At 45.3% G+C, this 23,169-nt stretch carries 12 protein-coding genes and 1 pseudogene; all 13 read right to left on the reverse strand.

Translation table 11 applies throughout. From position 1 onward, the window contains the following. On the reverse strand, window positions 1–1,810 hold a 1,810-nt coding region (locus STRDD12_RS03200; RefSeq protein ID WP_197456647.1), incomplete at its 3' end, for an accessory Sec-dependent serine-rich glycoprotein adhesin. 259 nt (window positions 1,811–2,069) lie between these two features. Continuing rightward, window positions 2,070–2,615 carry a GNAT family N-acetyltransferase gene (locus STRDD12_RS03205; RefSeq protein WP_066915094.1) on the reverse strand — a complete coding sequence of 182 codons (546 nt, stop codon included), beginning with the start codon at window positions 2,613–2,615 and terminating at the stop codon, window positions 2,070–2,072. Window positions 2,616–2,834: 219 nt separating this feature from the next. Continuing rightward, window positions 2,835–4,628, reverse strand: a complete 1,794-nt coding sequence (locus tag STRDD12_RS03210; protein WP_066915096.1) for a KxYKxGKxW signal peptide domain-containing protein — start codon at window positions 4,626–4,628, stop codon at window positions 2,835–2,837. 284 nt (window positions 4,629–4,912) lie between these two features. After that, window positions 4,913–10,459 carry an accessory Sec-dependent serine-rich glycoprotein adhesin gene (locus STRDD12_RS08480; RefSeq protein ID WP_066915098.1) on the reverse strand — a complete coding sequence of 1,849 codons (5,547 nt, stop codon included), beginning with the start codon at window positions 10,457–10,459 and terminating at the stop codon, window positions 4,913–4,915. An 848-nt stretch (window positions 10,460–11,307) separates the two neighbouring features. Further along, on the reverse strand, window positions 11,308–11,481 hold the full coding sequence (locus tag STRDD12_RS08335) for a hypothetical protein (protein ID WP_197456648.1): 174 nt from the start codon (window positions 11,479–11,481) through the stop codon (window positions 11,308–11,310). A 12-nt stretch (window positions 11,482–11,493) separates the two neighbouring features. Next, window positions 11,494–12,816, reverse strand: coding sequence for an accessory Sec system glycosylation chaperone GtfB (gene gtfB / locus STRDD12_RS03220; protein ID WP_066915100.1), 1,323 nt, complete (start codon window positions 12,814–12,816; stop codon window positions 11,494–11,496). After that, complete coding sequence (gtfA, locus tag STRDD12_RS03225; RefSeq protein WP_066915102.1) at window positions 12,813–14,318, reverse strand: accessory Sec system glycosyltransferase GtfA; 1,506 nt, start codon at window positions 14,316–14,318, stop codon at window positions 12,813–12,815. Before gtfA ends, gtfB begins: the two co-directional genes overlap by 4 nt. Before the next feature lie 26 nt (window positions 14,319–14,344). Continuing rightward, window positions 14,345–16,725 (reverse strand): annotated as a pseudogene (gene secA2, locus STRDD12_RS03230) (accessory Sec system translocase SecA2). Then, complete coding sequence (asp3, locus tag STRDD12_RS03235; RefSeq protein WP_066915104.1) at window positions 16,722–17,699, reverse strand: accessory Sec system protein Asp3; 978 nt, start codon at window positions 17,697–17,699, stop codon at window positions 16,722–16,724. The pseudogene secA2 and the gene asp3 overlap by 4 nt, the downstream one beginning before the upstream one ends. After that, a complete protein-coding gene (asp2, locus tag STRDD12_RS03240; protein WP_066915106.1) occupies window positions 17,700–19,274 on the reverse strand; it encodes an accessory Sec system protein Asp2 in 1,575 nt (524 codons plus the stop codon). Next, a complete protein-coding gene (asp1, locus tag STRDD12_RS03245) occupies window positions 19,264–20,853 on the reverse strand; it encodes an accessory Sec system protein Asp1 (protein WP_066915108.1) in 1,590 nt (529 codons plus the stop codon). The genes asp2 and asp1 overlap by 11 nt, the downstream gene beginning before the upstream one ends. A 22-nt stretch (window positions 20,854–20,875) precedes the next feature. After that, window positions 20,876–22,108, reverse strand: a complete 1,233-nt coding sequence (gene secY2, locus STRDD12_RS03250) for an accessory Sec system protein translocase subunit SecY2 (RefSeq protein WP_066915110.1) — start codon at window positions 22,106–22,108, stop codon at window positions 20,876–20,878. Between the two features lie 18 nt (window positions 22,109–22,126). Further along, window positions 22,127–23,140, reverse strand: coding sequence for a sugar transferase (locus STRDD12_RS03255; protein ID WP_066915112.1), 1,014 nt, complete (start codon window positions 23,138–23,140; stop codon window positions 22,127–22,129). Window positions 23,141–23,169 lie beyond the last annotated feature (29 nt).

Consider the following 23,169-nt stretch of genomic DNA (forward strand, 5'->3'; position numbering starts at 1 on the left):
ATTGACTGACTGAGGTTGAAAGGGATTCTGACTCAGACACAGACGTGCTCAGGCTCTCACTCACTGATACTGACTCAGAAAGGGACTCGGATTGACTGACCGAAGTTGAAAGAGATTCCGACACGGAGACAGAGGTACTGAGACTCTCACTCGCTGATACTGACGCGGATGTAGACTCAGATTGACTAACTGAAGTCGAAAGGGACTGAGACGCTGATCCTGAGATTGAGAGACTTTGGCTCACACTTTGCGACGCGCTTACACTTTGTAATTCACTCGTGCTGGCACTTGCAGAAAAGCTAACACTCATGGACTCAACGGTCGAATCCACACCTTGAACAGGAATGGTAATCGTGGTCACCCGAGCAGCACCAGAACCACCAATGACGTTATTTTCATTCCTTCCAGGCCCTATAGAGAGGCTAGAATCTGGCGCAGTTGTCAAAGCTTGACCAGTCGCCACGCTGTACCAAGACGTTATCTGGGGCTTATATTCCCCATCTCGATAGATAACCCAGTAATCCATATAGTAATCGCCATTGCGACTATAGACCCGGGTGGTAACACTGGTTGGAACGTTTTCACTTGATAGCGTCATGGTTCCGGAGTAGGTATAAGCTGACCCGGCTGCAACGTCCCCTGTTGAGAAAACTAGAGTGTATTTAGACGTATCTGTGGTGCCAATATCAGACGATGAGAAATTAGAAATTTCTGAAGGGTCCAGCACGTAGATACTGGTTGTATATGAACTGTTAAGGTCTGAATATTGCACAATCCGCTTAACATAATAGGTACTCTGATCCCCTCTAAGCGTTGCATATGCTGGCAATGACAGACTGGAGCTATCCCCAGTTGCGGCTAACACCGCATAAGTCATGGCGCTCCCATCAGCACTCGTTCCATTACCAGTATAACCGGCTGCTTCTAGGCTAGCCAGCATGACATCCAAAGCATCGCTGAGACGTTTGCGTTGAGTCTCATAGGCTTGAGCACTGCTTGTCGCAGCCAGCAAAGTCGATGATTGGCTAATCTCAGCTTGAACCGTGGCAATGGCCGCTTGAAGTTGGGCCTTAGCAGTCGTATCTGTCAGCGTGGCTGCATAGCGATTGGCAATCGGCACCAAGAGTTCTGCTTCCGAAACATTTTGGTCTAGAAGACTTTTGGCATCTTCTGTTGAAGAATCCGTCAGAGATGAGGCTGCAAGTGCGCTGGCGCTCTCAGAACTGACCACTGAAAATTCCTCAGAAAGCGAAGAAGACTGAGAAAGAGACTGATAACTGGAAATAGCCTCTGATGCCGCTAAGGATTGGGACTCAGATTGGCTAACAGACAAAGACTGGGAGAGCGATTCAGATAGCAGGCTATCTGTTGCTGTTGTTACCGTACTCTCTTCAGTCGTCGTTTCAGATGAGACAACCGATTGGCTTTCGCTAACTTGTGAATCGGTTGCTGACGAGCTAATCACTACCGTATCTTGATCGACTAAGGTATCACCAGTTGAGGCAGAACTGGTGGTCAGAGCCTCGTCAGCCAAGACAGTTTGCCCATGGGTCAGCAAAACGCCACCTCCAGAGACGGCTCCAAGTGCCATAATTCCCTTGAGGTAGTTTCTGCTCGCATCAGACAAACGGTCTGCATCTTTATTCTCTTCAAGCGTCGATGTCAACAAACGGTCACTTGCTCCAGCGACACGAAAAAGGCTAAGCTGTGATAAAACCGCTGTTACCCAGTGTTTGCCAGCCTTATATAACCGCACCCGACTCTTGCGGTCAACTTCTTTATATTCTTTATTAAACGATCTGCGTCGCACAAGTATTCTCCTTTAAGCGATAACGTCATGATTAGCAAAAAAAGAACATTTAGCAGCGCTATAACTGTAAGATAATCTGCTTTTGTCTATATTTATGTTACTAATTTTCAAGCCATCTCAATTTACCTCTCCGAGACGACTTCTTGCTTAAAATAGATTACCAAAAAGTTGCAAAAAAGTAAAAAAAGAAACCTTAGACAAGCTAAGATTTCTCGCGTTACAATAACAATGCAGTTTTGTCTCTGCAAGAGGCAGTTCCCTAGCTTGAACGCTTTTTAATCGCCAAGGGAATAGCCGAAAAAACAGCTTTTTTCGCAAATTGCTCAAATCTGACGGGGTCAAAATATGGTTGGTTTGCCAAAACATGATAGACATCCCCTCGCTCCACGTAATCGTAGTCTGTCACAGAAAAACCATGGCGGTCATAGAAGGCGATTCGACGCTTACGTTGATGGGCATTGTCAGCTTCTTCTTCCATGGCTTCAACCATCAAGATAAAGGTGCGATCTTCGGCCTTGGCTTTAAGATCTGCCATAATCCGCCCACCATAGCCCTGCGATTGAACATCTGGCGATACCGCAAAAAAGAGTAGGTAAAAGAATTCCTGGTTAAAACAATAATAAACTAAGCCGACAAATTGGTCGTCTTCATATAAGGCCTTAAAAGCATGGCCCTTCCACAAGCTCGCTGCTTCCAAAAGTACAAACGGAAAGCGTTCATTTTCAGGGAAGGCCCCCAGATAGAGCTCTTTGACCCTGCTAGCCGTCTTGGTAAATGGATAAACCGTTTGATAGCGTAAACTCATGTCTCTCCTCCTGTCTTTCCTACTAGCAGTATAGCACAAGACTGGCATTAGCTGTTAGCAAAAAAAGGCGAAAAGACTCGCAAAGCAAGCCTTTCCACCTCTTCTTCTATCAGTGATACATTTCAGTCAGATGCTGATGGGCACAACACACCCTAGAACAGCTCATAACGGTTAGATCATTTTATTTTTAGAAGACTTCTTCTTGTAACTTTTACAAGCTTAGTCTGGGAACATGGTGTCATCTCCCTTTGGCCCTTTAAAGCCTTGGCGATACCTTCTCACAAGGACATAAGTTGTCCCTGCAACCGCACCCACACTAGCTACTGCACCAGCTGTTAAAATCGCAGTTGACCCCATCCCTTGCTGTTCGCGGTGCGTTTCCAAGCGCGCTGACGGAATGGTTTCCGAACTTTCCTGCCAAGCGGACTCGGAACGCAAGCCCTCCGTGCTCTCACTTTGGCTAAGGCTCAATGAGGCACTGCGTGATTGTGACAGTGATTGAGCGACTGCTTTGGAAGATGATTCACTCTGACTCTTTGAATCCGATGCACTTTTCGAAGTGCTCTGAGACGTTTCAGAAGTCGACTGTGATAAGGATTGAGAGACTTGTTCGCTCACACTCGGCCTAGGTAAGATGGAGGCTGACGTAGATTGATTAGCCACTGAAACGGACTCACTCAGACTTGTGCTCAAGGAAGCCTCTTGGCTCAAACTAGTTGAGGTACTCCAAGAAGTGCTCACACTTGGCCATTCCACTACAGAGACGCTTTCTGATAGGCTGGTAGAGGCACTAGCCACTAAACTCTCAGATTGGCTCAGGCTCTCTGAACTACTCCAAGAAGTGCTCACACTTGGCCACTCCACTACAGAGACGCTTTCTGATAAGCTAGTAGAGGCACTGGCCACTAAACTCTCAGATTGGCTCAGGCTCTCTGAACTACTCCAAGAAGTGCTGACGCTTGGCCACTCCACTACAGAAACACTCTCTGATAAGCTGGTAGAGGCACTGGCTACTAAACTCTCGGATTGGCTCAGGCTCTCTGAACTACTCCAAGAGGTGCTGACACTTGGCCATTCCACTACTGAGACGCTTTCTGATAGGCTGGTCGAAAGGCTCCTTGATAGGCTAGCACTCTGGGATAGACTGCTAGAAAGACTCAGACTTTTCGACAAAGAATCCGCTAAGGACTGGCTCTCACGTCGGCTATCTGATAGACTCAAGCTAAGTTGGCGGGAGAGGGATTCACTCAGCGATTGGCTCTGCTTCTCAGACTGAGACCAATAAACACTTTGGCTGAGAGACAACTGTTCTGAAGCAGAACGACTGGTCACCAGACTCAAACTATTTTCTGTTGAGGAAAGCCGACTGGCCGAAGTCGACAAACTCACTGACATAGCGAGACTTGCCGCATTAGTCAGCGATTCACTATCTCTCCCTGGCTCACGAATAATAATCACAGTTCCCGGACGAATATAAGTTGCTATCGTGTCCCCATTCCCCGTCGCTGCCCGAAAAGAACCAACAACCGTATTGCTTTCTGAAGACGTCTCGAGAGAGGCTGATCCCGCTACACTGGTTTCATCTTGCCCTTCACTGCTTGCCAGAGAACTCGCTTGAGAACTCTCTAAACTTGGCTCCACTTGTTCTGCTCCGACAGTCAGGACATCATGACCCACCAAGGTTTCTTCTGCGGCAGCCTCGGATGCAGGTGTGGGAGCAAGGACTTCTTCAGCTTGCACCAGGTTTTCTCGGCTGGTTAAAAGGCCAGTTCCAATGACAGCACCCGCTCCTACTACAGCTTTTAGGTAGGGAGATGACGCGTTTTTTAACTGGTCACTTTCTTTATCCTTTTTTAAAAGGGCTTGGCTGATGGCTTTTCCCTTACTAAGGATGGATAAAAATAGTCGGGAGATAAGGCAAGACACCCAGTGTTTCCCCGCCTTGTACAAAATAACCCGAGTTTTTACTTCCGCCTCAGGGAATCCTTTTCCCAGGTGTTCTTTTTTTTGCATTCTCTTGTTTATTCCCTTCCTGAAGAGATGTTATCAATTCCTTATTTGACAGGAAGATGAGACATCTCATTACAAGACAGTATTTTATCACAAACCTTCTGCAAAAGACATAGATTTGTGTCATATTTTAACCTTTTTCATGGCTATTTTGTTAAATCTAGTTGATAGTCCTGCCATAACTGTAGGTATTTGCCTTTTTAAAGGGTTTTTGTGAAAAAAACCAAAAGAGTGGGAAGACCCACTCTTTGGCTGAAATTATCTTATCTTATGCTTGATAGAAAAGCTTAGTCTTTCCGACGTTTTTTGCTTGCTAGAGCAACTGCTCCAATCATCGCTGCAGCACCATAGAAGGTAGCAGCACTTGCTGTTTCATCACCAGTTGTTGGGAGAACCTCAGATGGGCGTGGTGCCACTGGTTGAGATTCAGATGTTGACAATGATGTTGAAGCAGATTCTGATGGACGTTGACTCTCAGGCAATGATGTCGATGTTGACTCGGATTGAGAGGTTGATTGAGAAGCTGGTGTACTTTGACTAAGTGATTCTGTCGTACTCAAGCTTTCTGAGAGGCTGATAGAGGTTGAGGTTGATTCAGAAACTGACGTGCTCAAGCTTTGGCTTTGTGAAACTGATACTGAAGTAGATTCAGACTGGCTCACTGACGTTGAAACTGATTGAGATTCAGAAACTGATGTACTCAAGCTTTGGCTTTGTGAGACTGATACTGATGTTGATTCAGACTGGCTCACTGATGTTGAGACTGATTGGGATTCAGAAACTGATGTACTCAAGCTTTGGCTTTGTGAGACTGAAACAGAGGTTGATTCAGACTGGCTCACTGACGTTGAGACTGATTGGGATTCAGAAACTGACGTACTCAAGCTTTGACTTTGTGAGACTGAAACTGATGTTGATTCAGACTGGCTCACTGATGTTGAGATTGATTGAGATTCAGAAACTGATGTGCTCAAGCTTTGGCTTTGTGAAACTGAAACTGATGTTGATTCAGACTGGCTCACTGATGTTGAGACTGATTGGGATTCAGAAACTGACGTACTCAAGCTTTGGCTTTGTGAGACTGATACTGATGTTGATTCAGACTGGCTCACTGATGTTGAGACTGATTGGGATTCAGAAACTGATGTACTCAAGCTTTGGCTTTGTGAGACTGATACTGATGTTGATTCAGACTGGCTCACTGACGTTGAAACTGATTGAGATTCAGAAACTGATGTGCTCAAGCTTTGGCTTTGTGAAACTGAAACAGAGGTTGACTCTGATTGGCTCACTGACGTTGAAACTGATTGAGATTCAGAAACTGACGTGCTCAAGCTTTGGCTTTGTGAGACTGATACTGATGTTGATTCAGACTGGCTCACTGACGTTGAAACTGATTGGGATTCAGAAACTGACGTGCTCAAGCTTTGGCTTTGTGAAACTGAAACAGAGGTTGATTCTGATTGGCTCACTGACGTTGAGACTGATTGAGATTCAGAAACTGACGTGCTCAAGCTTTGGCTTTGTGAAACTGAAACTGATGTTGACTCAGACTGGCTTACAGATACTGAAGTTGACTCAGACTGGCTCACTGACGTTGAAGCTGACTCAGATTGGCTTACAGATACTGAAGTTGACTCAGACTGGCTTACAGATACTGAAGTTGACTCAGACTGGCTCACTGACGTTGAAGCTGACTCAGATTGGCTTACAGATACTGAAGTAGATTCAGACTGGCTCACTGACACTGAAGTTGACTCAGACTGGCTTACTGATACTGAAGCGGATTCTGATTGACTTACAGATGTCGAAGCTGACTCAGACTGACTTACAGATGTTGATGCAGACTCTGATTGGCTTACTGACGTTGAAGCGGATTCTGATTGGCTTACTGATACTGAAGTGGACTCAGACTGGCTCACTGATGTTGAGGCAGACTCTGATTGGCTTACTGACGTTGAAGCAGACTCAGACTGGCTTACTGATGTTGATGCAGATTCTGATTGGCTTACTGATACTGAAGTAGACTCTGATTGGCTTACTGAAACTGAAGCAGATTCTGATTGACTTACAGATACTGAAGCGGATTCTGATTGACTTACAGATGTTGAGGCAGATTCTGATTGGCTCACTGATGTTGAAGCGGATTCAGACTGGCTTACTGATACTGAAGTTGACTCTGATTGGCTTACGGATACTGAAGCAGATTCTGATTGACTTACTGATGTTGAAGCAGATTCTGATTGGCTTACAGAGGTTGAATCGGATTCTGACTCACTTACAGACGTTGAAGCGGATTCTGATTGACTTACTGATACTGAAGTAGACTCAGATTGACTTACAGATACTGAAGTAGATTCAGACTGGCTTACTGACGTTGAAGCAGACTCTGATTGACTTACAGATACTGAAGCAGACTCTGATTGGCTTACTGATACTGAAGCAGACTCTGATTGGCTTACTGATACTGAAGCGGATTCTGATTGACTTACTGATGTTGAGGCAGATTCAGACTGGCTCACTGATACTGAAGCAGACTCTGATTGGCTTACAGAGGTTGAAGCAGACTCTGATTGGCTCACTGACACTGAAGCAGATTCTGATTGGCTTACAGAGGTTGAAGCAGACTCTGATTGGCTCACTGACACTGAAGCAGACTCTGATTGACTTACAGATACTGAAGTTGACTCAGATTGACTTACAGATGTTGAGGCAGACTCAGATTGACTTACAGACACTGAAGCGGATTCTGATTGGCTCACTGACGTTGAAGCGGACTCTGACTGGCTTACAGAGGTTGAAGCGGACTCTGATTGGCTTACAGAGGTTGAAGCAGACTCTGATTGACTTACTGATGTTGAAGCAGATTCTGATTGGCTTACTGATGTTGAAGCGGACTCAGATTGGCTTACAGACGTTGAAGCGGACTCAGATTGGCTTACTGATACTGAAGCAGACTCAGACTGGCTTACTGATACTGAAGTGGACTCAGACTGACTTACAGATGTTGAAGCGGATTCAGACTGACTTACAGATACTGAAGCGGACTCTGATTGACTTACAGACGTTGAAGCAGACTCAGACTCACTTACAGACGTTGAGGCAGACTCAGACTCACTTACAGACGTTGAGGCAGATTCAGACTGGCTCACTGATACTGAAGCAGACTCTGATTGACTTACTGATGTTGAAGTTGACTCAGATTGGCTTACTGATGTTGATGCAGACTCTGATTGACTCACTGATGTTGAAGCAGACTCTGACTGGCTCACTGACACTGAAGCAGACTCAGACTCACTTACAGACGTTGATGCAGATTCTGATTGGCTTACTGATGTTGATGCAGATTCTGACTCACTTACAGACGTTGAAGCTGACTCAGACTGGCTTACTGATACTGAAGTTGATTCTGATTGGCTTACTGATGTTGATGCAGATTCTGATTGCGAAACTGAATTGCTCAAGCTTTGGGAACCGCTGTTAGACAATGATTGCGATTGTGAACGGCTAACTGATTGAGATTCAGACTCTGAGCGCTCTTGAGATTCACTAAGTGATTGAGACAAGCTGCTTGATTGTGATTGAGACTCTGAAGTTGTGTCCTTACGGTAGTAATAGTTAACATCAGATGATTTCAAGGTTTCTGTTGGAATCGTGTAGTTATTAGAGTAACCGCTATATCCAGCATTCCCTTTACCTGGTTTAGTTCCGAATGTCGCGTCACGTCCACCGATTTGGTTAGCGAAGTTATTTCCTTTATCTCCGGAAATAGCTGGGTTTGGTGCTTGACCAAAGGCTTCATCCCAAACAATACCATTGACGTCAGTACGCTTGGTGCCATTAACCTTGTACCAACCTGAAATGTTAGCATTCGCATCACGGTTTGTATCGGTGAAGGTTGTGACTGTCAGGTAGTAATCCCCGTTGTTACTGTAAATACGAGTTGATTGATTTTCTTCAGCTGAAGTTAAGGTCCATTTGGTGCCAGCTTTCAAGACAGGACCAGTGTAGACCAAACGGTATTTGGAAACATCTGTCGTGCCGATATCAGAAGCTGAGAAGCTTGAGACAGCAGATGGGTCCAAAACATAGAGTTTAGTTTGCGTGTCACCGTCTGTATTGACGACTTCCACGATACGTTTTGTATAGTAAGTCCGTTGTCCACCGTTTAGTTCAACATACTTAGCACCTACGGTTGATTCCCCAAGGATACCTGATTTGATTTGTGTATTATCAGTTGTTGCCACAACACGTGTGTAGCCAGGGATTTCACGCGCATCTGAAGAAACATAATCTTGTCCTTCAATACCAGTTTGCGTGTATTTGGCTAAAGTTGTTTCTTTACCAGTTGGTTTGTAAGGTTGGCCTTCTACATAGGAACTATCAACCAATTTGTAGTTAGTCGATTGATTAATTTGACGAGATGGCACAGCTGTTTCCACGTTTGGTTTGGCTTGTGTCATGTTACCAGGGTTAACCACATCCAACACTTGGTAAGTTTCGTATTTTAGTTGCTCTGACCAGTTAATGTTGATAGACCCTAGGGTGTTTGCATTTGCAGTATTGTAGGTCAATGTTGAGGTCACATTGGCATCACCAGTAATCTGAGCGGCTTTATTGATGGCAACAGATTTTTGACCTGCATAGAGGGTGTGTTCTTCAATCACTTCCCCTGTTGACTTGTTTAAAATACGCAAGTAAACGGTTGGGTTGGTAGCTGTTTGACTATTGATAGCTGTACGGTCAACTGACAAGGTAGCATAGTAGCCAAGATCTGAGAAAGGAGCTCCTGTGCTGGAACCATCTTTAACAAAGTTCCAAATGGCAAATGTATAGCGTCCTGTCGCAGGATCAACGGCATAACCTTGTTCTTTAAGAGCTGCATCTGAGATACGTGCCCCGTTTGGCAAAGTGATGGCTGGGTTAGTTGTAACACCTGTTGACGTTGAACCTGTCGTAGACAAAGCTCCTGATGCTGAAACCGCAACTTCTGCAGTATCTGTCAAGGCACGACGGCTACGCACTTTACCAGCTGTTGTTGTCGTTGTTGTCGCAGCAACTGCTGCGGTTTCAATCGTGTTGGCTGTTGTAGTGACCTTTGAAGTGGTCAAGGTAGCCACGTTAATAGCAGCTTGAGTGCTGGTTGTTTGAGTTGTTGTAAATTCTTGTGTTTCTACACTCGTTGTTGCTTGCTTAGTTGAGGTTTGTGCAGCAACAACTGTTGTTGTGCTAGCAACTTCTGAAGCGGTTGAGGCAGCTTCAGAGCCTGCTACTGTTGTAGATTGTGAGGCAACTTCTGATGCAGAAAGTGATTCATAGCTAGAGGTTGAGGCTTCTAGAGAGAGACTTTCTGATTCAGAGGCTGTCAGCGATGCATCCAAGGAAAGCGATTCAGAGGTTGAGGCACTGAGGGACGCTTCCACAGATAGGGAAAGAGAAGCTTCATCTGTTGCAGTGGTTGAGGCACTGCTTGAACCTTCTAGGGTTACCACATCTTGGTTAACCAAAGTTTGGTCTTGTTCAGCTTCTGTAATAGTTCCTGTTGTTTCATCAGCATGCACTGTATTTCCTTGAGAAACCAATGCTGCTCCTCCTGCAATAGCACCAGCAGCCACAATGCCCTTGAGGTAGGCGTGGCCGGAGTGGTTGAGGGAGTCAACGTCTTGCTCTTGAACGGTAACTTCTGTCTTAACAACGTGTTTTCCTTTAGCAACAAACATCAGTGCTAATTTGGACATAATAGTTGTTACCCAGTGCTTACCGGACTTGTGCATTTTGACGCGACTTTCGCGGTTGACTTCGTTGAAGTCCTTGTTAAACATTTTACGACGCATAGAATCGCCTTTCTACATTTAGGATAAGATCTTTCATTCAGCTTTATTCCTCTCACTGAACATACTCATCTTAACCTAGACATTTGGCGAAAACAATAGGTGTCACTGTTATTTAACAAGGCGTCATACGGGTGTAATATGAAGCGATAAAACATTTCATGAAAATAACAGGCTTATTTTGTTATCCTTTTACACTTTTATGACTTTGGTAAAATAGCTGACCACAGACCTCCTCCTCCTGAATCCAAGGTCTGAAAGTTGACATATTTCAAAAATATTTCAACGGGAAAGCCTCTAAAAATGGGCATTTTTAATTTTGACCACTCTTGTTTTTTTGACCACATTTTGGGATGACGTTTTGTTGTTTTACCGTTTATGTTTTCAAAATATGGTCTCTTTCTTGGAGAATTTAGTTAAATTCGACACACCTTTTTGACATGCTAGGCGGGTGCAAGCACCTTTTCTGTCATTTTCTCTTCGTTTTCCGTCACTAAAGTGTAATATTCTAAAACCGTCTCTTTCACGAGATGGATTGGCATTTTTTCAACATAAAAGACCCCCCTGTGTGGTGTCTTTTGACCTCTTACAAGTCTTTAAACAAAAGGGCTAGGAGGATTACCCCAGCTCAGAACAGGGACAGACTTTATCTATGAGTAGATTCTTCCTAGTTCTACCAATAGATAGAAGATAATTCAGCTCCTATATGCAAGGGCTAAGCCTCCTATTATAAAAAAAACGCTTGAAACAGACTGTTTCAAGCGTTTAGGCCCTTTGAGACCTTAGGCACAAAGGTAAGATTGGCAAGCTGTCAAAGGACCTTTCTGCCCCTCCCTCACCTGAGGGAAGCTTTAAAAATAGGCTAAAAGACGAATGAGTGATAATATCAGCCCTACTAAAATGGATATAATGAGAATCCATTGAAAATTAAAGGGCTTTTTTTCCTTCTTCTTTTTTGGAATGCTATAGCGCTCTTCGGCTAGGCGTCCAGAAATGGACTCTTTTAAAGGATTTTCTTTAGGCATTTTCTCTCCTTATTAGCCAATCAAGGCACGGTAGCGCTCTGTTGTTTCCACATGAGCGTGTTGTTCTTGGAGACTGAGGTAATGCGAGCGGTCTTGGGCCTGATGAAGGGCGCTCTGTAAGAGAGCAACCATATCTGCCACCTGCTCTGGTGCAAAGGTCAAGCCTTGTGCTGTATAGGCGGCATTATGACGGGTGTTGGTAAAGGCTGTAATCAGCATATGATTTTCAAAAGCCATCCGAACCGCTGACAAAATCTCACCAAAATGATTGATATCTAGATAATAATCACAGGTCTTGGCCAAATGATCCACAGCCGTCTGCGAAATATTGGGATAGAGACTCACATTGTCGTATTTGGCCAAATCCATGAGACGACTAGACATCTCAGTCAAGGCACCAATATGGAAGTGCAAGTCAGGGAGCTGGGTAACCAGGGTATCGATGTGTTCTAATTGATCCGAGTTGGTGAGAATCAAGGCGTTTGCTTGGCCTTGGTTTCGGCGAACAAATGGGTAGATAAAGCCAAGGAAATCAATCTGACTTTGCTGTTCTGCTGTTGCTAGAGCCCTTAATTTCTCGTAGGCAGCATAGTCTTGAACGATAATCTTGGTTGGCCGAGGACTACCATTGAGTAAGATTTGCATATTGCCAGGTATCTCATCCCCGATGGGTTCCTGCCAAAAGAGAATATCCTGTCCACTTTCTTCGAGGTAGTAAGTAGCAAGAAAAGGCAGGCCCAAGGAATTAAAGAAGATACGATCCGTATCAAGCCCAGAAACGTTCAAATAAAAACGAACAAACTCATGCTTGGTTTTAAAAATGTAGACCTTTTGCTCCCAATTGAGAGTCAAGTCCCCTGTCACATGGTTTTCGACTAAGACTTCGACCTGATCAGGCGCTAGATAACTTGTAAATATTGCCTGCCCTTGCTCATTATAAGTGGTCTGGCCAAAGAGCTTGCCAGAACGGTGATAACGGTCTGTCACGCGCAGACGGCCCTCACGGTCATACCAATCCACTGTTTTTACCAAACGCTTGTGGGTCGGTTGGCTGTAGTGGATTTCGCCACGCTTCTGGTCGTAGTCCAATATTTCCGCCTGGTTATTGTTACCAGCAATTTCCCAAAAATCAGGGACAGGAACTTCATTAAAGTAAAGGGGACGCCCTTCGGTTTCCTGATCAAAGCCTGTGAAAAACTGATAAGGCGAGGTGACATCTTCTGGTAGGAAACCATCATCGTTTAAGGCGACGGTCGTGTTTTGATAGCCTGCCATCAGGAGGGAGTAATGCAGATCCCAACTATTTTGATCATAAGTGTCAAACAAATTAATCATGCTGTCAACTCCTTGATAAATGTCGCCCATTTTTCCTCAACCACACTGGTCAAGTAATCCTGCGCTAATTGATACGATTTTTGATAAAGGCTTGCTTGGTCTTCGCGTGCAAAGAGCTGTAAAATCTTTTGCGCCAGGGCTTGAACAATCGGTCCTTCGTCATCTGTTTCAAATCGTGGGATAAGGTAGCCATTCTCCCCATCAGAAATAAAGGTCTGGTTCCCGTAGCGAACGTCAAAACCAATCAATGGCAAACCTGAACCGACAGCTTCTAAGAGGGTGAGCCCAAAACCTTCACTTTTAGAAGCAGAAAGGTAGAGAGCGTACTGTTTATAAACATCGGTCAAATCATGGTGGCCCATCAAACGGATATAATCCTGCGCCCCTTGTTCTTCAATGATTTTTCTAATTTTGGCCTCTTCCCCGCCGGACCCATAGATATCAAAGCTAATGGCAGGATTGCTTTGGTGGGCCAAAACGACGGCCTTAGTCAACCAATCCACATGTTTTTCACCCGCCAAACGTGAAGCCGTAATCATGGCATAAGGCTTTCTGTCTCCTTGGGGCTCTTTGAGAGAATCAATGGAGCCGACCGGGATGGTAACAATAGTTGGACGATGAGCTGTGTATTGGGCAAACTGCTGTCCTAAAAGGTCTGCCTGCGCTTGGGTAGCACAGATAAAGGCGTCCACCTTGTCAGCATGGGTGAACTGATATTCATAGAAATTGTTCCACAAAATCGTATCGTCGGTCACTGCATTTTCTGAGAAATGCTCGGCATGGACAACAACCGCTAACTTGGCTGGTTTCACATGGCTAAAAACAGCCTGACCTGTTCCTGTTGACCGGTCTAAAATCACCAAGTCATGAGCTGTCAGCGACAAACTTTCCATAAAATAAGCGATAAAGGCTTCTTTAGACGGGAGCAAACGGTCCTTCATTTTAAAGAGACTATGGTCGTTGTCGATAATTTCATCATAAGCAACGCTACCATCTTCATTATAAAAGCGCCGTTGGTAGAGATAGGCTCGGTTGTCTCTTGGGGTGTAATATTCGGTAAAGATACGGGTATAAGAAAAGAAATCTTTTCGAATCAAATTCCCTCGAGAGACCATTTCAACGCGATGCATGAGTTGTTTTTCCTCATCACTCAAATAGCAGGTATAAAAGAGGTCTTCTGCCTCACAATAGAGCTTGACCACACGTCCTTGTGGTTCACGGCGGGTAATGGGAAAGGGAATTTCGGCTTCAAAATCAGCCAAACGCATGCTAGTCGGTGCAATTTTGACATCTGTAAAAGCCCCATAGAGCCAGATGATTTCCTCATCTGCAAAACCGATATTGCGGGTCAAATCACAAAGATTATCTTGTTGAAACATGTCCATAAAGACAAACTTAGCTGGGATACCCTTATTTCGAAATGCGGTTGCCCGATAGGCTTGCGCATACTCAACACCGCTGGATGCCCAACCAATGCCGAGGTTAATATTATAAACTGTCATAGCATTCTTTCTGTAATATGATGGGATTAGACAAAATGAATTTCCAATTGACCTTTCGGATTATGCGATACCGTGCTCAGCATCAAATAGCGCAAGGCCAAATCTTCAATGTCTTTTTTCATGAGTTGATAACCAACTAGGGCTTCACGGTGGTATTCAAAGGCTGGATTGCGTTGAGCGCTTTGACGACCAGAAACAACCACACGGAGTTGTTGGAGGTAGTCGACTTCTTCAATCCACATTTCATCAATCGCTCTGAGCACAGCCGTTTGCTCAAAGAGGTCGTATTCTCCCCCGGCAAGGGCCTGCTTTTGCTTGAGTTCAGCAAGAATCATTTCTTGGAGATAGCTAAAAACAGCCTCCCTATCTGTCAGGTCAAGAGCCTCAGGGGTTCCCGTGAAGGCGTAAGAAATATTATCCAAAATAAAACGGTCCAAGGCAAAATGGTCCAAGCTAGCGTGCTTATCTAAAAAGCGATTGAGGACACGTTTAACGATATCTGAGACCGAAAAACCATCGCTAGACCCTTTTAGAATGGCTGCGCGTTCATCATAGATGAAATTACGTTGCACTTTTACCGATTGGTCAAATTCTTGCGTCTGCTGGCGCGAAGTCATCCCTTGGGACTCACTCGCTGCTTGTGAGCGTTTGACCACGCGCTTAAAGCGCCCTGCTTTTAATTCTTTGGGCTGGTCATAGTCCACTCGGTCCTTGTGCTTTTTAAAATAATTTTCCATCCCTTCACCACCAAACTTGGCAATGAGGTCATCTTCTAGCGACACAAAGAACTGACTAAAGCCAGGGTCCCCTTGGCGACCGGCCCGGCCTCGCATCTGCAAATCCATGCGTTCATTGGCCATACGTTCGGTACCAATCACAGCAAGACCACCTAGCGCCTTTACTTCATCGGTCAGTTTAATGTCTGTACCACGGCCAGCCATATTGGTAGCCACCGTCACCGCCCCCAAACGACCTGCTTCAGAAATCATCTGTGCTTCCTTGGCGGCATTGTAGGCATTGAGCAAACTATGGGCTATCCCCTCTAACAGCAAGACCTCTGAAAAGAGTTCAGACATCCGCACAGAACCCGTCACCAAGAGGATAGGTTGACCTGTCTCATGGATTTCTCGAACCAAGTTAACAATGGCTGTTACTTTCTCCGGAAGCGTCGTGAAAATACGGTCAGGATAATCCTTTCGGATGACAGGAATATTCGTCGGGATACGAACAACTTCCATATTGTAAGTTTCGATAAACTCATCTTCTGCAGGTTTTCCAGTTCCTGTCATGCCTGATAATTTCTCAAACATGGTAAAGAGGTTTTGGTAGGTAATAGAAGCCATGGCCCGCATTTCAGGTGTCAATGGCAAATGTTCCTTGGCCTCGATGGCTTGGTGTTGGCCACCTTGTAGCTTGGTCGAATCCAATACCCGGCCATTTTCCTTATCGAGGAGCTGGACTTTTTCCTCTTCGACCACATAGTCTTTTTCCCGCTCATAAATGAGATGGGCGCGCAAAGCCAGATTGAGGTGGCGCACAAGTTCTAGCTGACTTTTGACAAACAAATTATGCAAGGCAAAATACTGCTCTGCCTGGTCAATCCCCTTTTGGGTCAACCAGACTTCCTTACGCTCCTTATCATGATAGTAATCCAGTTCTGGGCGCAAGGTCCTGATAAAATCGTCTGTAATCTGGTAGAGATTGGACTGCAGGCGAGGCGCACCAGAAATAATCAAAGGGGTCTGAGCAGTATCCAGCAAAACAGCATCCGCTTCGTCCACAATGGCATAATGAAAAGGCCGCATGTATTTTTTTCTAGCGAAGGGGCTAAATTATCAATCAGATAATCAAAGCCTAAGGCTGAATTGGTCGTGTAAATGATATCTGACTGGTAGATAGCCTTCTTTTCAGTTGTGCTCACCTTCTTTTTAGGGTCTTCAGGGACACCTTTGGCTACCGTGAGTCCTAAAAAACGATAGACAGGGGCCATTTCATCAGCATCTCGAAGGGCCAGGTAGTCATTGGTAGTGATAAGCATGGCCCCCTGACCAGATAAGGCATTAAGGTAAAGGGGCATAGTCGCTGTCAAGGTTTTCCCCTCACCCGTTTTCATCTCTGCCAGATTGCCCTCGTGGAGGACAATGGCACCGATAACCTGCACATCATATGGAAACTTGCCTAAGACACGGCGATCCACTTCGCGCACCAGGGCATAGGCCTCTGGCAAGAGGGCGTCTAAACTAGCCCCTTGTGCCAGACGTTCCCGAAATTCTGGCGTCTTCGCCTGCAATTCCTCATCTGTCATGGCTTGAAAGGTCGCCTCCAAGGCATTGATTTGATCTAAGATTTTTCCAATACGCTTGAGGCGGTAATAGTCAAGCGTAAAATAAGCTTTTAGTTTTGTCATAAAGTTTTAGAAGGTTTCAAAAATGGAAGGTAGGTCAACTGACTCCAATAAGACAGCGTCGGGCTAATCAGGGCCAAAGCTTCATCATGCGTTGCCGTGTATCCATAAGTGATAATATCACGTGAATAGACTAGGCGGTCTAAGAGGGAGTTCAAGGATTTATCGATACGCACCTGGCTATCATCTAGGAGACCTTGGTAGGTTCTTTCATCATAAAAATCATCGGTGACATAAGCTTGACTACCCGGAAATTTATAATTGTAGTAAAGACTAGCCAGATTTCCTCTAGGCCCATAGCCAACAAAGCGAATCCTGGCATAGGTCTTTTCCAAAGCCTGCATTTGTTTTTGAAAAGAGAGGTTAAAGTCCTTATCCAAATAAAAATGCGTTAAGGCCTCTTCGTCAGCCACCACAAGCACATCAGACAAACCAAAGAGCTCACGTTCTTTCAAGGTCTGCAAATCTTGTCTGGCATTTTCAAGAAACAAAACGGTCAAGTGGCTTTGGTCTGCTGATGGCGCTAGCACATCTTTGGGCAAGACTTCTTCTGCTGCCGCCTGATCAGAGAGTGACAGCCCATCAAAAACCACCTCAGTACAGCCAGCATTGATGAGTTGGATGCTGTAGCTATAAGCCTCCAAAGGGTAGACAAAATCCGACTTACCTTCCTTTAAAACCTCAAAGCTAATTTCCTTTTGAAAACGGTCGAAAAAAGCAATCCGCAAATACAGGCTGTTTTCAGGTTTGGTTTGCCCTTGAAAGGTCAGGTAATAGGTTTTTCCTCGCTGTAACAAGGGAAGCTCAGGCAAAATACGGTTGGCCTGAAATTGGCTTTTAGAAGACCAGGTTTTGATGGCATTGCCCGAGGGCATTAGGCGATTCTTAAAGATAACCCGACGACCAATAAAACGCATCTGACTGCCGTAAAGATAGGTATTTTTGGTATCATTCACCCAATCAATTTGGTATTTCATCTAGATATCCCTTTCGAAATCTTGGCGGAGAATATTGTGGTATTGGGTCACAAACCAATTAACAATGGCCGGTGAATTGTCATTGTGCCGTCCCAGCCAACCTTTGCCGATAATTTTTACAGGTTTTCCTTTGGTATGGTTGACCAAATCTTGAAAGGCCTGCCCATCATAATCATCATCTCGCATATAGGCAATGGCCAAAATGGTCTGCTGCCACTTGGCCTGATCAAAGACAGACCAAAAACGTTGATTGAGCCCTTGAACAGACGCTTGTGACTGGTCTGGCATCAAGCTAGCCAACAAATCCAAGGAAGTTGGAAAGCCATTAGGCCGGTTGAGGCGTTCATTGGAAGCCATATTTCCCAGATTCACCAAGGGTTTTCCGACAATGACGGCATGTGCTGGCAATTGTGCCCCATAATAGAGGGCCCCAAAGGTCCCCATAGAAAGGCCTGACAAGATTAATTGTCCCGGTTCAAAGCCTAGGAAATCCATCTTGTCCTGGATGCAGTCACGAATGGCCTTCTCATAGCTGGCTCCCCCAAGATAGAAGGCGCCTCCTTCGATGCGTGGGTCTGTGATGAGTAAGAAGGGCGCTCCCATGCTTTTCATCATCCAATAACCTTCGAAGCCTTCGGCCGTCTTAAACCCAGAAAAATACACATTGAGCGGTGGTTTGCCATCCCCAGGGTGGAAATAAGACATGAACTCTTGGCGCGTCTCATCCGCAAAGCGTTCCCCTCCTAGGATGAATTCTCCCAACCCATGCCGTCCTAGGCGATAATGCAAGGGACCGAGCTTAAGCTGGCCCACCCCACGGGCTTGGATGGAAACGGCAAGGTTGCCCGACAAGTCTGCATCAATTTCGACAGACTCGGCCATGTCTGCTTGCGTGAATACCCATTCTTGTGTGATGTCAGAAGTCGCTCCTGCCGGTATTAACTGAACAACCATGCGCAGGTCAACACTGCTAGACACCTGGTATTCTAACCAAAGGTCCAACAACTGGGTCTGCTCATAGGGGATATTGTAGCGAAAACGCGCTATCTCTTGGAAATCTCTGGCATACTGGCCATCCAAAAGCAGGTAACGATTGCCCTGATAGGAGAAATCCCCTTGAAAACGCTCGGAGACATCATACTCTAAAATCGGCATTTTAGCCCCATACTGACCAGTGAAGAGCCCCTTGCTTAAGAGGGTTTCTAAGTTTTTCAGGTCAAAGACATCCACCTTTTGTGCCATGTAATCCTGCAGAAAGTCTTTCAGGATATCATTTTCCGGTTGCAAATAATGTGGAATCAAAACCGCATGCGCTTCCGCCCACAAGCTTAAGTCCCATAAGCTCGCCGGATAAGATGGGTCCGTCAGCAAAATAGCCGCAAAACGCATCTCTGCTTTGAGCGGTTTATTAGCTTTTTTGAGTTGCTTGTTTTCTTCACGAACCGTTTTTTCTTGCAAAGCAAAAGTTGAAATGGCATCTGGTGTGAGGTAGACCCACTCAACACTTTCTGGTAAATTCAAGCGGGGGCGCAAATTTTGCGAGCCCACCTGTAAAATCACTTGTTTATTTTTCATGCTTTTCGTCAGTTTTCATATCCAGATGGGTCAATAAATTTTGAACCAAGTTACCTGAGGTATAGGCGACAATCTTTTGAACAGAGTTCACAAGAGACTCGTTCCAATTGGCTAAGCCATCCAAATAATAATGCAGTCCTTCTTCTAAATCTGTAAAGGTTGTAATGATGTAGCCATTTTTGAGGTGTTCGACAAACTCACTTCCCTGCGCATTGATCTGCGGAATACCAGCAGAAATCCCAGCAATCTGGGTGTAGAGGTCTGGTTCTGGCGACAAATCCACAATAATCCGGGCGCTGTCCAGATGGTCGATAACCTCTAGCTCGCTATGTAAGTTGTCAAAGAAGACCCGAGGTGGGGTTTCATCCTCTTCCTCATCTGTCGTGTTCTCGCTTTGTCCCCGCTGCTGATTGGGATCCTCTAAAATGACGCCCGCTTCTTTGGCATCTTCTTTCGCGACGAGCTCAGCGAGCTGTTGGCGATGCTCTTCGACCATGGCAGGGTCACGGTCATAAGTAATGACCGACAGCACCACATGCTCATTTTCACGCATCAGACGAAAGAATATCTCATAACATTTTTCAAGCCCTTGAGCAGTAAAGGCATCCACGACGAAGTAGATAATCAATTCCTTGATGCGCTGACTTTTTCCCAAGGTCAGCCGGGTATCAAATGGAGATATATGCTCAACAGGCTCTTGTGTGAGATTTTTTAGTTCTTCGGCCAAGGATTTGGTATCTGCAATCACCAAATCACTGACCCCCATCAGACGAATCAGGTCATTGGTTTGTGACAAATCAAAGCGATTGCGGAAAAAGGATAAGACAGCCCGCTTCTTGCCTTTGCCAGCAAAAGCAATGCTGTTATGACGGGCATCAGAAGCAATGAAAAGCACGTCATCGGCCTGATCATGTTGGGCAAAATAGTGACGGGCCTGCTCTTTGACCAATTCTCCCATGTGGTTGTACTGTTGGCGAGCAAATCGGTGGGCCACCCGTGGGTTGATGGTCACAGACTGGTCCGTCGGTGTCAGCATCTCACGAATTTGCCACTCCCCATTGGTATTGAGGTAGTCTTGGTGGTGGGGTTGGCCATCCTGATAAAACAAGATGCTAGACAAAAAGCCTCGGTCATCAAAGACATACTTATGCGTCAACTGCCCCTTAGCAAAGGCATCAATCCAAACCATCTGGCCTTCATCGCCAAACTCAATGTGCGCAATCGTTTCTTGACCCAAACGGGCAACCACCATAAAGGGGGTATAAGTAAAGGAGACTCCCTCTGGCCACTTGAGATCGCGATAATCCAAAATGCGATGCTCAGCAACTTGGATGTCTTGAATGGCATCAAATGCATTCCAGGTTGGCACTTCTAGCAAATCATAGCGATGAGTGAAATAGCGCAGATTGGGCATATAGTTAAAAACCACTAACGTGGTTTCTTTTTGCGCATGCCAAAACATTCGTAAATGATTGATGGTGTCGTCAAAGTCCATGGCTGAACCTCTTCGATACCAGGATTCGGTATTGTCATACCAAGGGCGTTCGGAATGATACCAAGCAGAAATAAAATAAAACATGCATTCCTCTTTCGTTTACCAGTTACTGATCAGACTCAAAGAGTCCCCGATACCGTTTCATCAGGCGAGAGGTCGCCATCTGATCCATAATAGTGATAAGCATTCCTGTCATCATGATATAAATACCTGACACATTAGCAATGAGTAAATGTTCTGCATTGCCTAATCCAACTAACAAGGGAATCCCCGCCACCAAAGCCAAAGTCAAGCCTGAAAAGAAGCCCAAACGAGCAACTAAGCGTGACAAATACGCTTGTGTCGGTTTTCCAGGGCGAATGCCATCAATAAAGTCACCACTCTTGCGCAGATTTTCCGTCTGATTGACAATATCGAGGTTCACATAGGAAAAAGCAATCCCCAAGAGAAAGATAATCAAAATATAAATCAAGACACCAATCAGGTTATCTGTGGTCAGAGCCGACGTGATACTTTGCCAGAGCTTGTCTTGCTTTGGATAGACATTTTGCAGGAGCATGACCAGGTACTGTGGCAACATGAGCATGGTAAAGGCATACATCAAGGGCATCCCTGCGGATGTATTAACCTTAATCGGGAGATAAGCCTCTTCAGCCAGCTGGCTGTTGATGGATACACGCTGCATCTTAATCCGATACTCCGCCTTTTCAGAGACGGAAATCCAGTAAATCGCCAGCAAGGTCCACAAAACAATAAAGCTCACGAAGACGTAATGGCCCTTGTTCCATAATTTGACAAATAAGGGGAAGGTCTGGTCCTGTGATAAGAGCATGTTGGTCAAGACAATGATGGTAGGCCCCCCAACGCCATACATGGCATTTTGATTCCCCAACCAAACAAGAACAAAGGCCCCTGCCACTAAAATCAAGGTGCTCTGTGCGACCATGGCCAAAAAATTGACTTGGCCTGACGTGTAAGTCAAGCTAAAAGCAATCCCCAGCCCTTGAATGACAGCGATGACTACCATCAAGAGATTTTGACGGATTTCCATCCGTTTTTTGGATACGGAATTATTTTGCTTGCCCATACCAAACAGACGCACTAAAATCATGGCGTACATCCATGGCCCAAGTCCCAGTGAAAAGAGACCAATTTGCGAAAGACTTCCCCCAGCCACACTTGCCGCCAAGTTCAAGGCAGACTGCTTTTGCGCCAGATACTGCCCTAAAGGCACGTTGGGCAAGGGCAGGTAACGACCTAGGATAAAAAGAATCACTATCAAAAAGGTAAAGACAATACGGCTCAACTGGCTGTGCTTATGGATGAAGGCTTTTATCACCGAAACAAACTCTCTTTCCTAATCATAAGCGTGCTCAGTCATCACTGCATGCACACTATCAATCAAAACTTTTTTCGTAAAGTAACCGTCAATCACTAACTCTCTAAATTTACGAACACTTTCCACCATCTGGTCATAAACTTCTGGTGTCATGTCAGCAATCCGCGCCTGGGCTTCTTCCAGATCTTTCACCACAAGTCCCAGATGGTTATCCTGAATAATTTTGGCATTCGAAAGGGTATCTTGCACAATGACCGGCATCCCCGCCGCCAAATAGGAACTCAACTTATAAGAGATATTCCACTCATAGTAATCCACGTCAGAAATTTGCGACCAAACCAGTCCAAAACCGCCCTTTTGCGGCATTTCTTGGATAAGCTCCGCATCATTGCGCCAGCCTTCTGGGATAATATTGAGGTTTTCCCCTTCAGGTGTCTCAGAACTGTAGAGGCGCAAAGGCAGGTCATAGCGCCAGTCATTCACAAAGGTAAAGCGACTCGGATTCCCTGCAAAGATGACTTCTTTTTTAAACTGTGGGCGGCTATAGAGGCTTTGCGTCGGATGGTCCCACATGTGCTGAATAATGACCTTCTTGGTTGTTAAGCCCCAACGGCGCAACTCAGCTTCCATCTTCCGAGATGGCAGGATGATAGCATCAGCCTTGTTGTAAGTCGCAATGGTTTTATCAATCAAATATTCATTGCTCTTAAACATAAGCGGAATAATATCGTGAACAAAAATAACGACCTTCAAATCAGGGTAGGCCTTAACCTTATTGACAAAAAAATCATCAAATTCGGTCGAATTCCAGGTCGGTGACTGAAAAATCACCACATCGCCCCAACCGACAGCCGCAATCATGCCATCGATACGCTTGGACAGTTCACTGTCTGAGTCCGTATCCACTGGATAGGAATAAACACCGATTTCGTAAAAACCCAAGCCCTTGGCAACAGACGCTGATAAATTTTGAGCAATTTGCGCCACGCTGGCCTGGGATTGCCCATAGAGGTTAGTAATATGTACTTTCATTTTTTCTCAATTCTATTCCTTTGTCTTTT

It is taken from the genome of Streptococcus sp. DD12, assembly GCF_001578885.1.
Lineage (GTDB): Bacteria > Bacillota > Bacilli > Lactobacillales > Streptococcaceae > Streptococcus.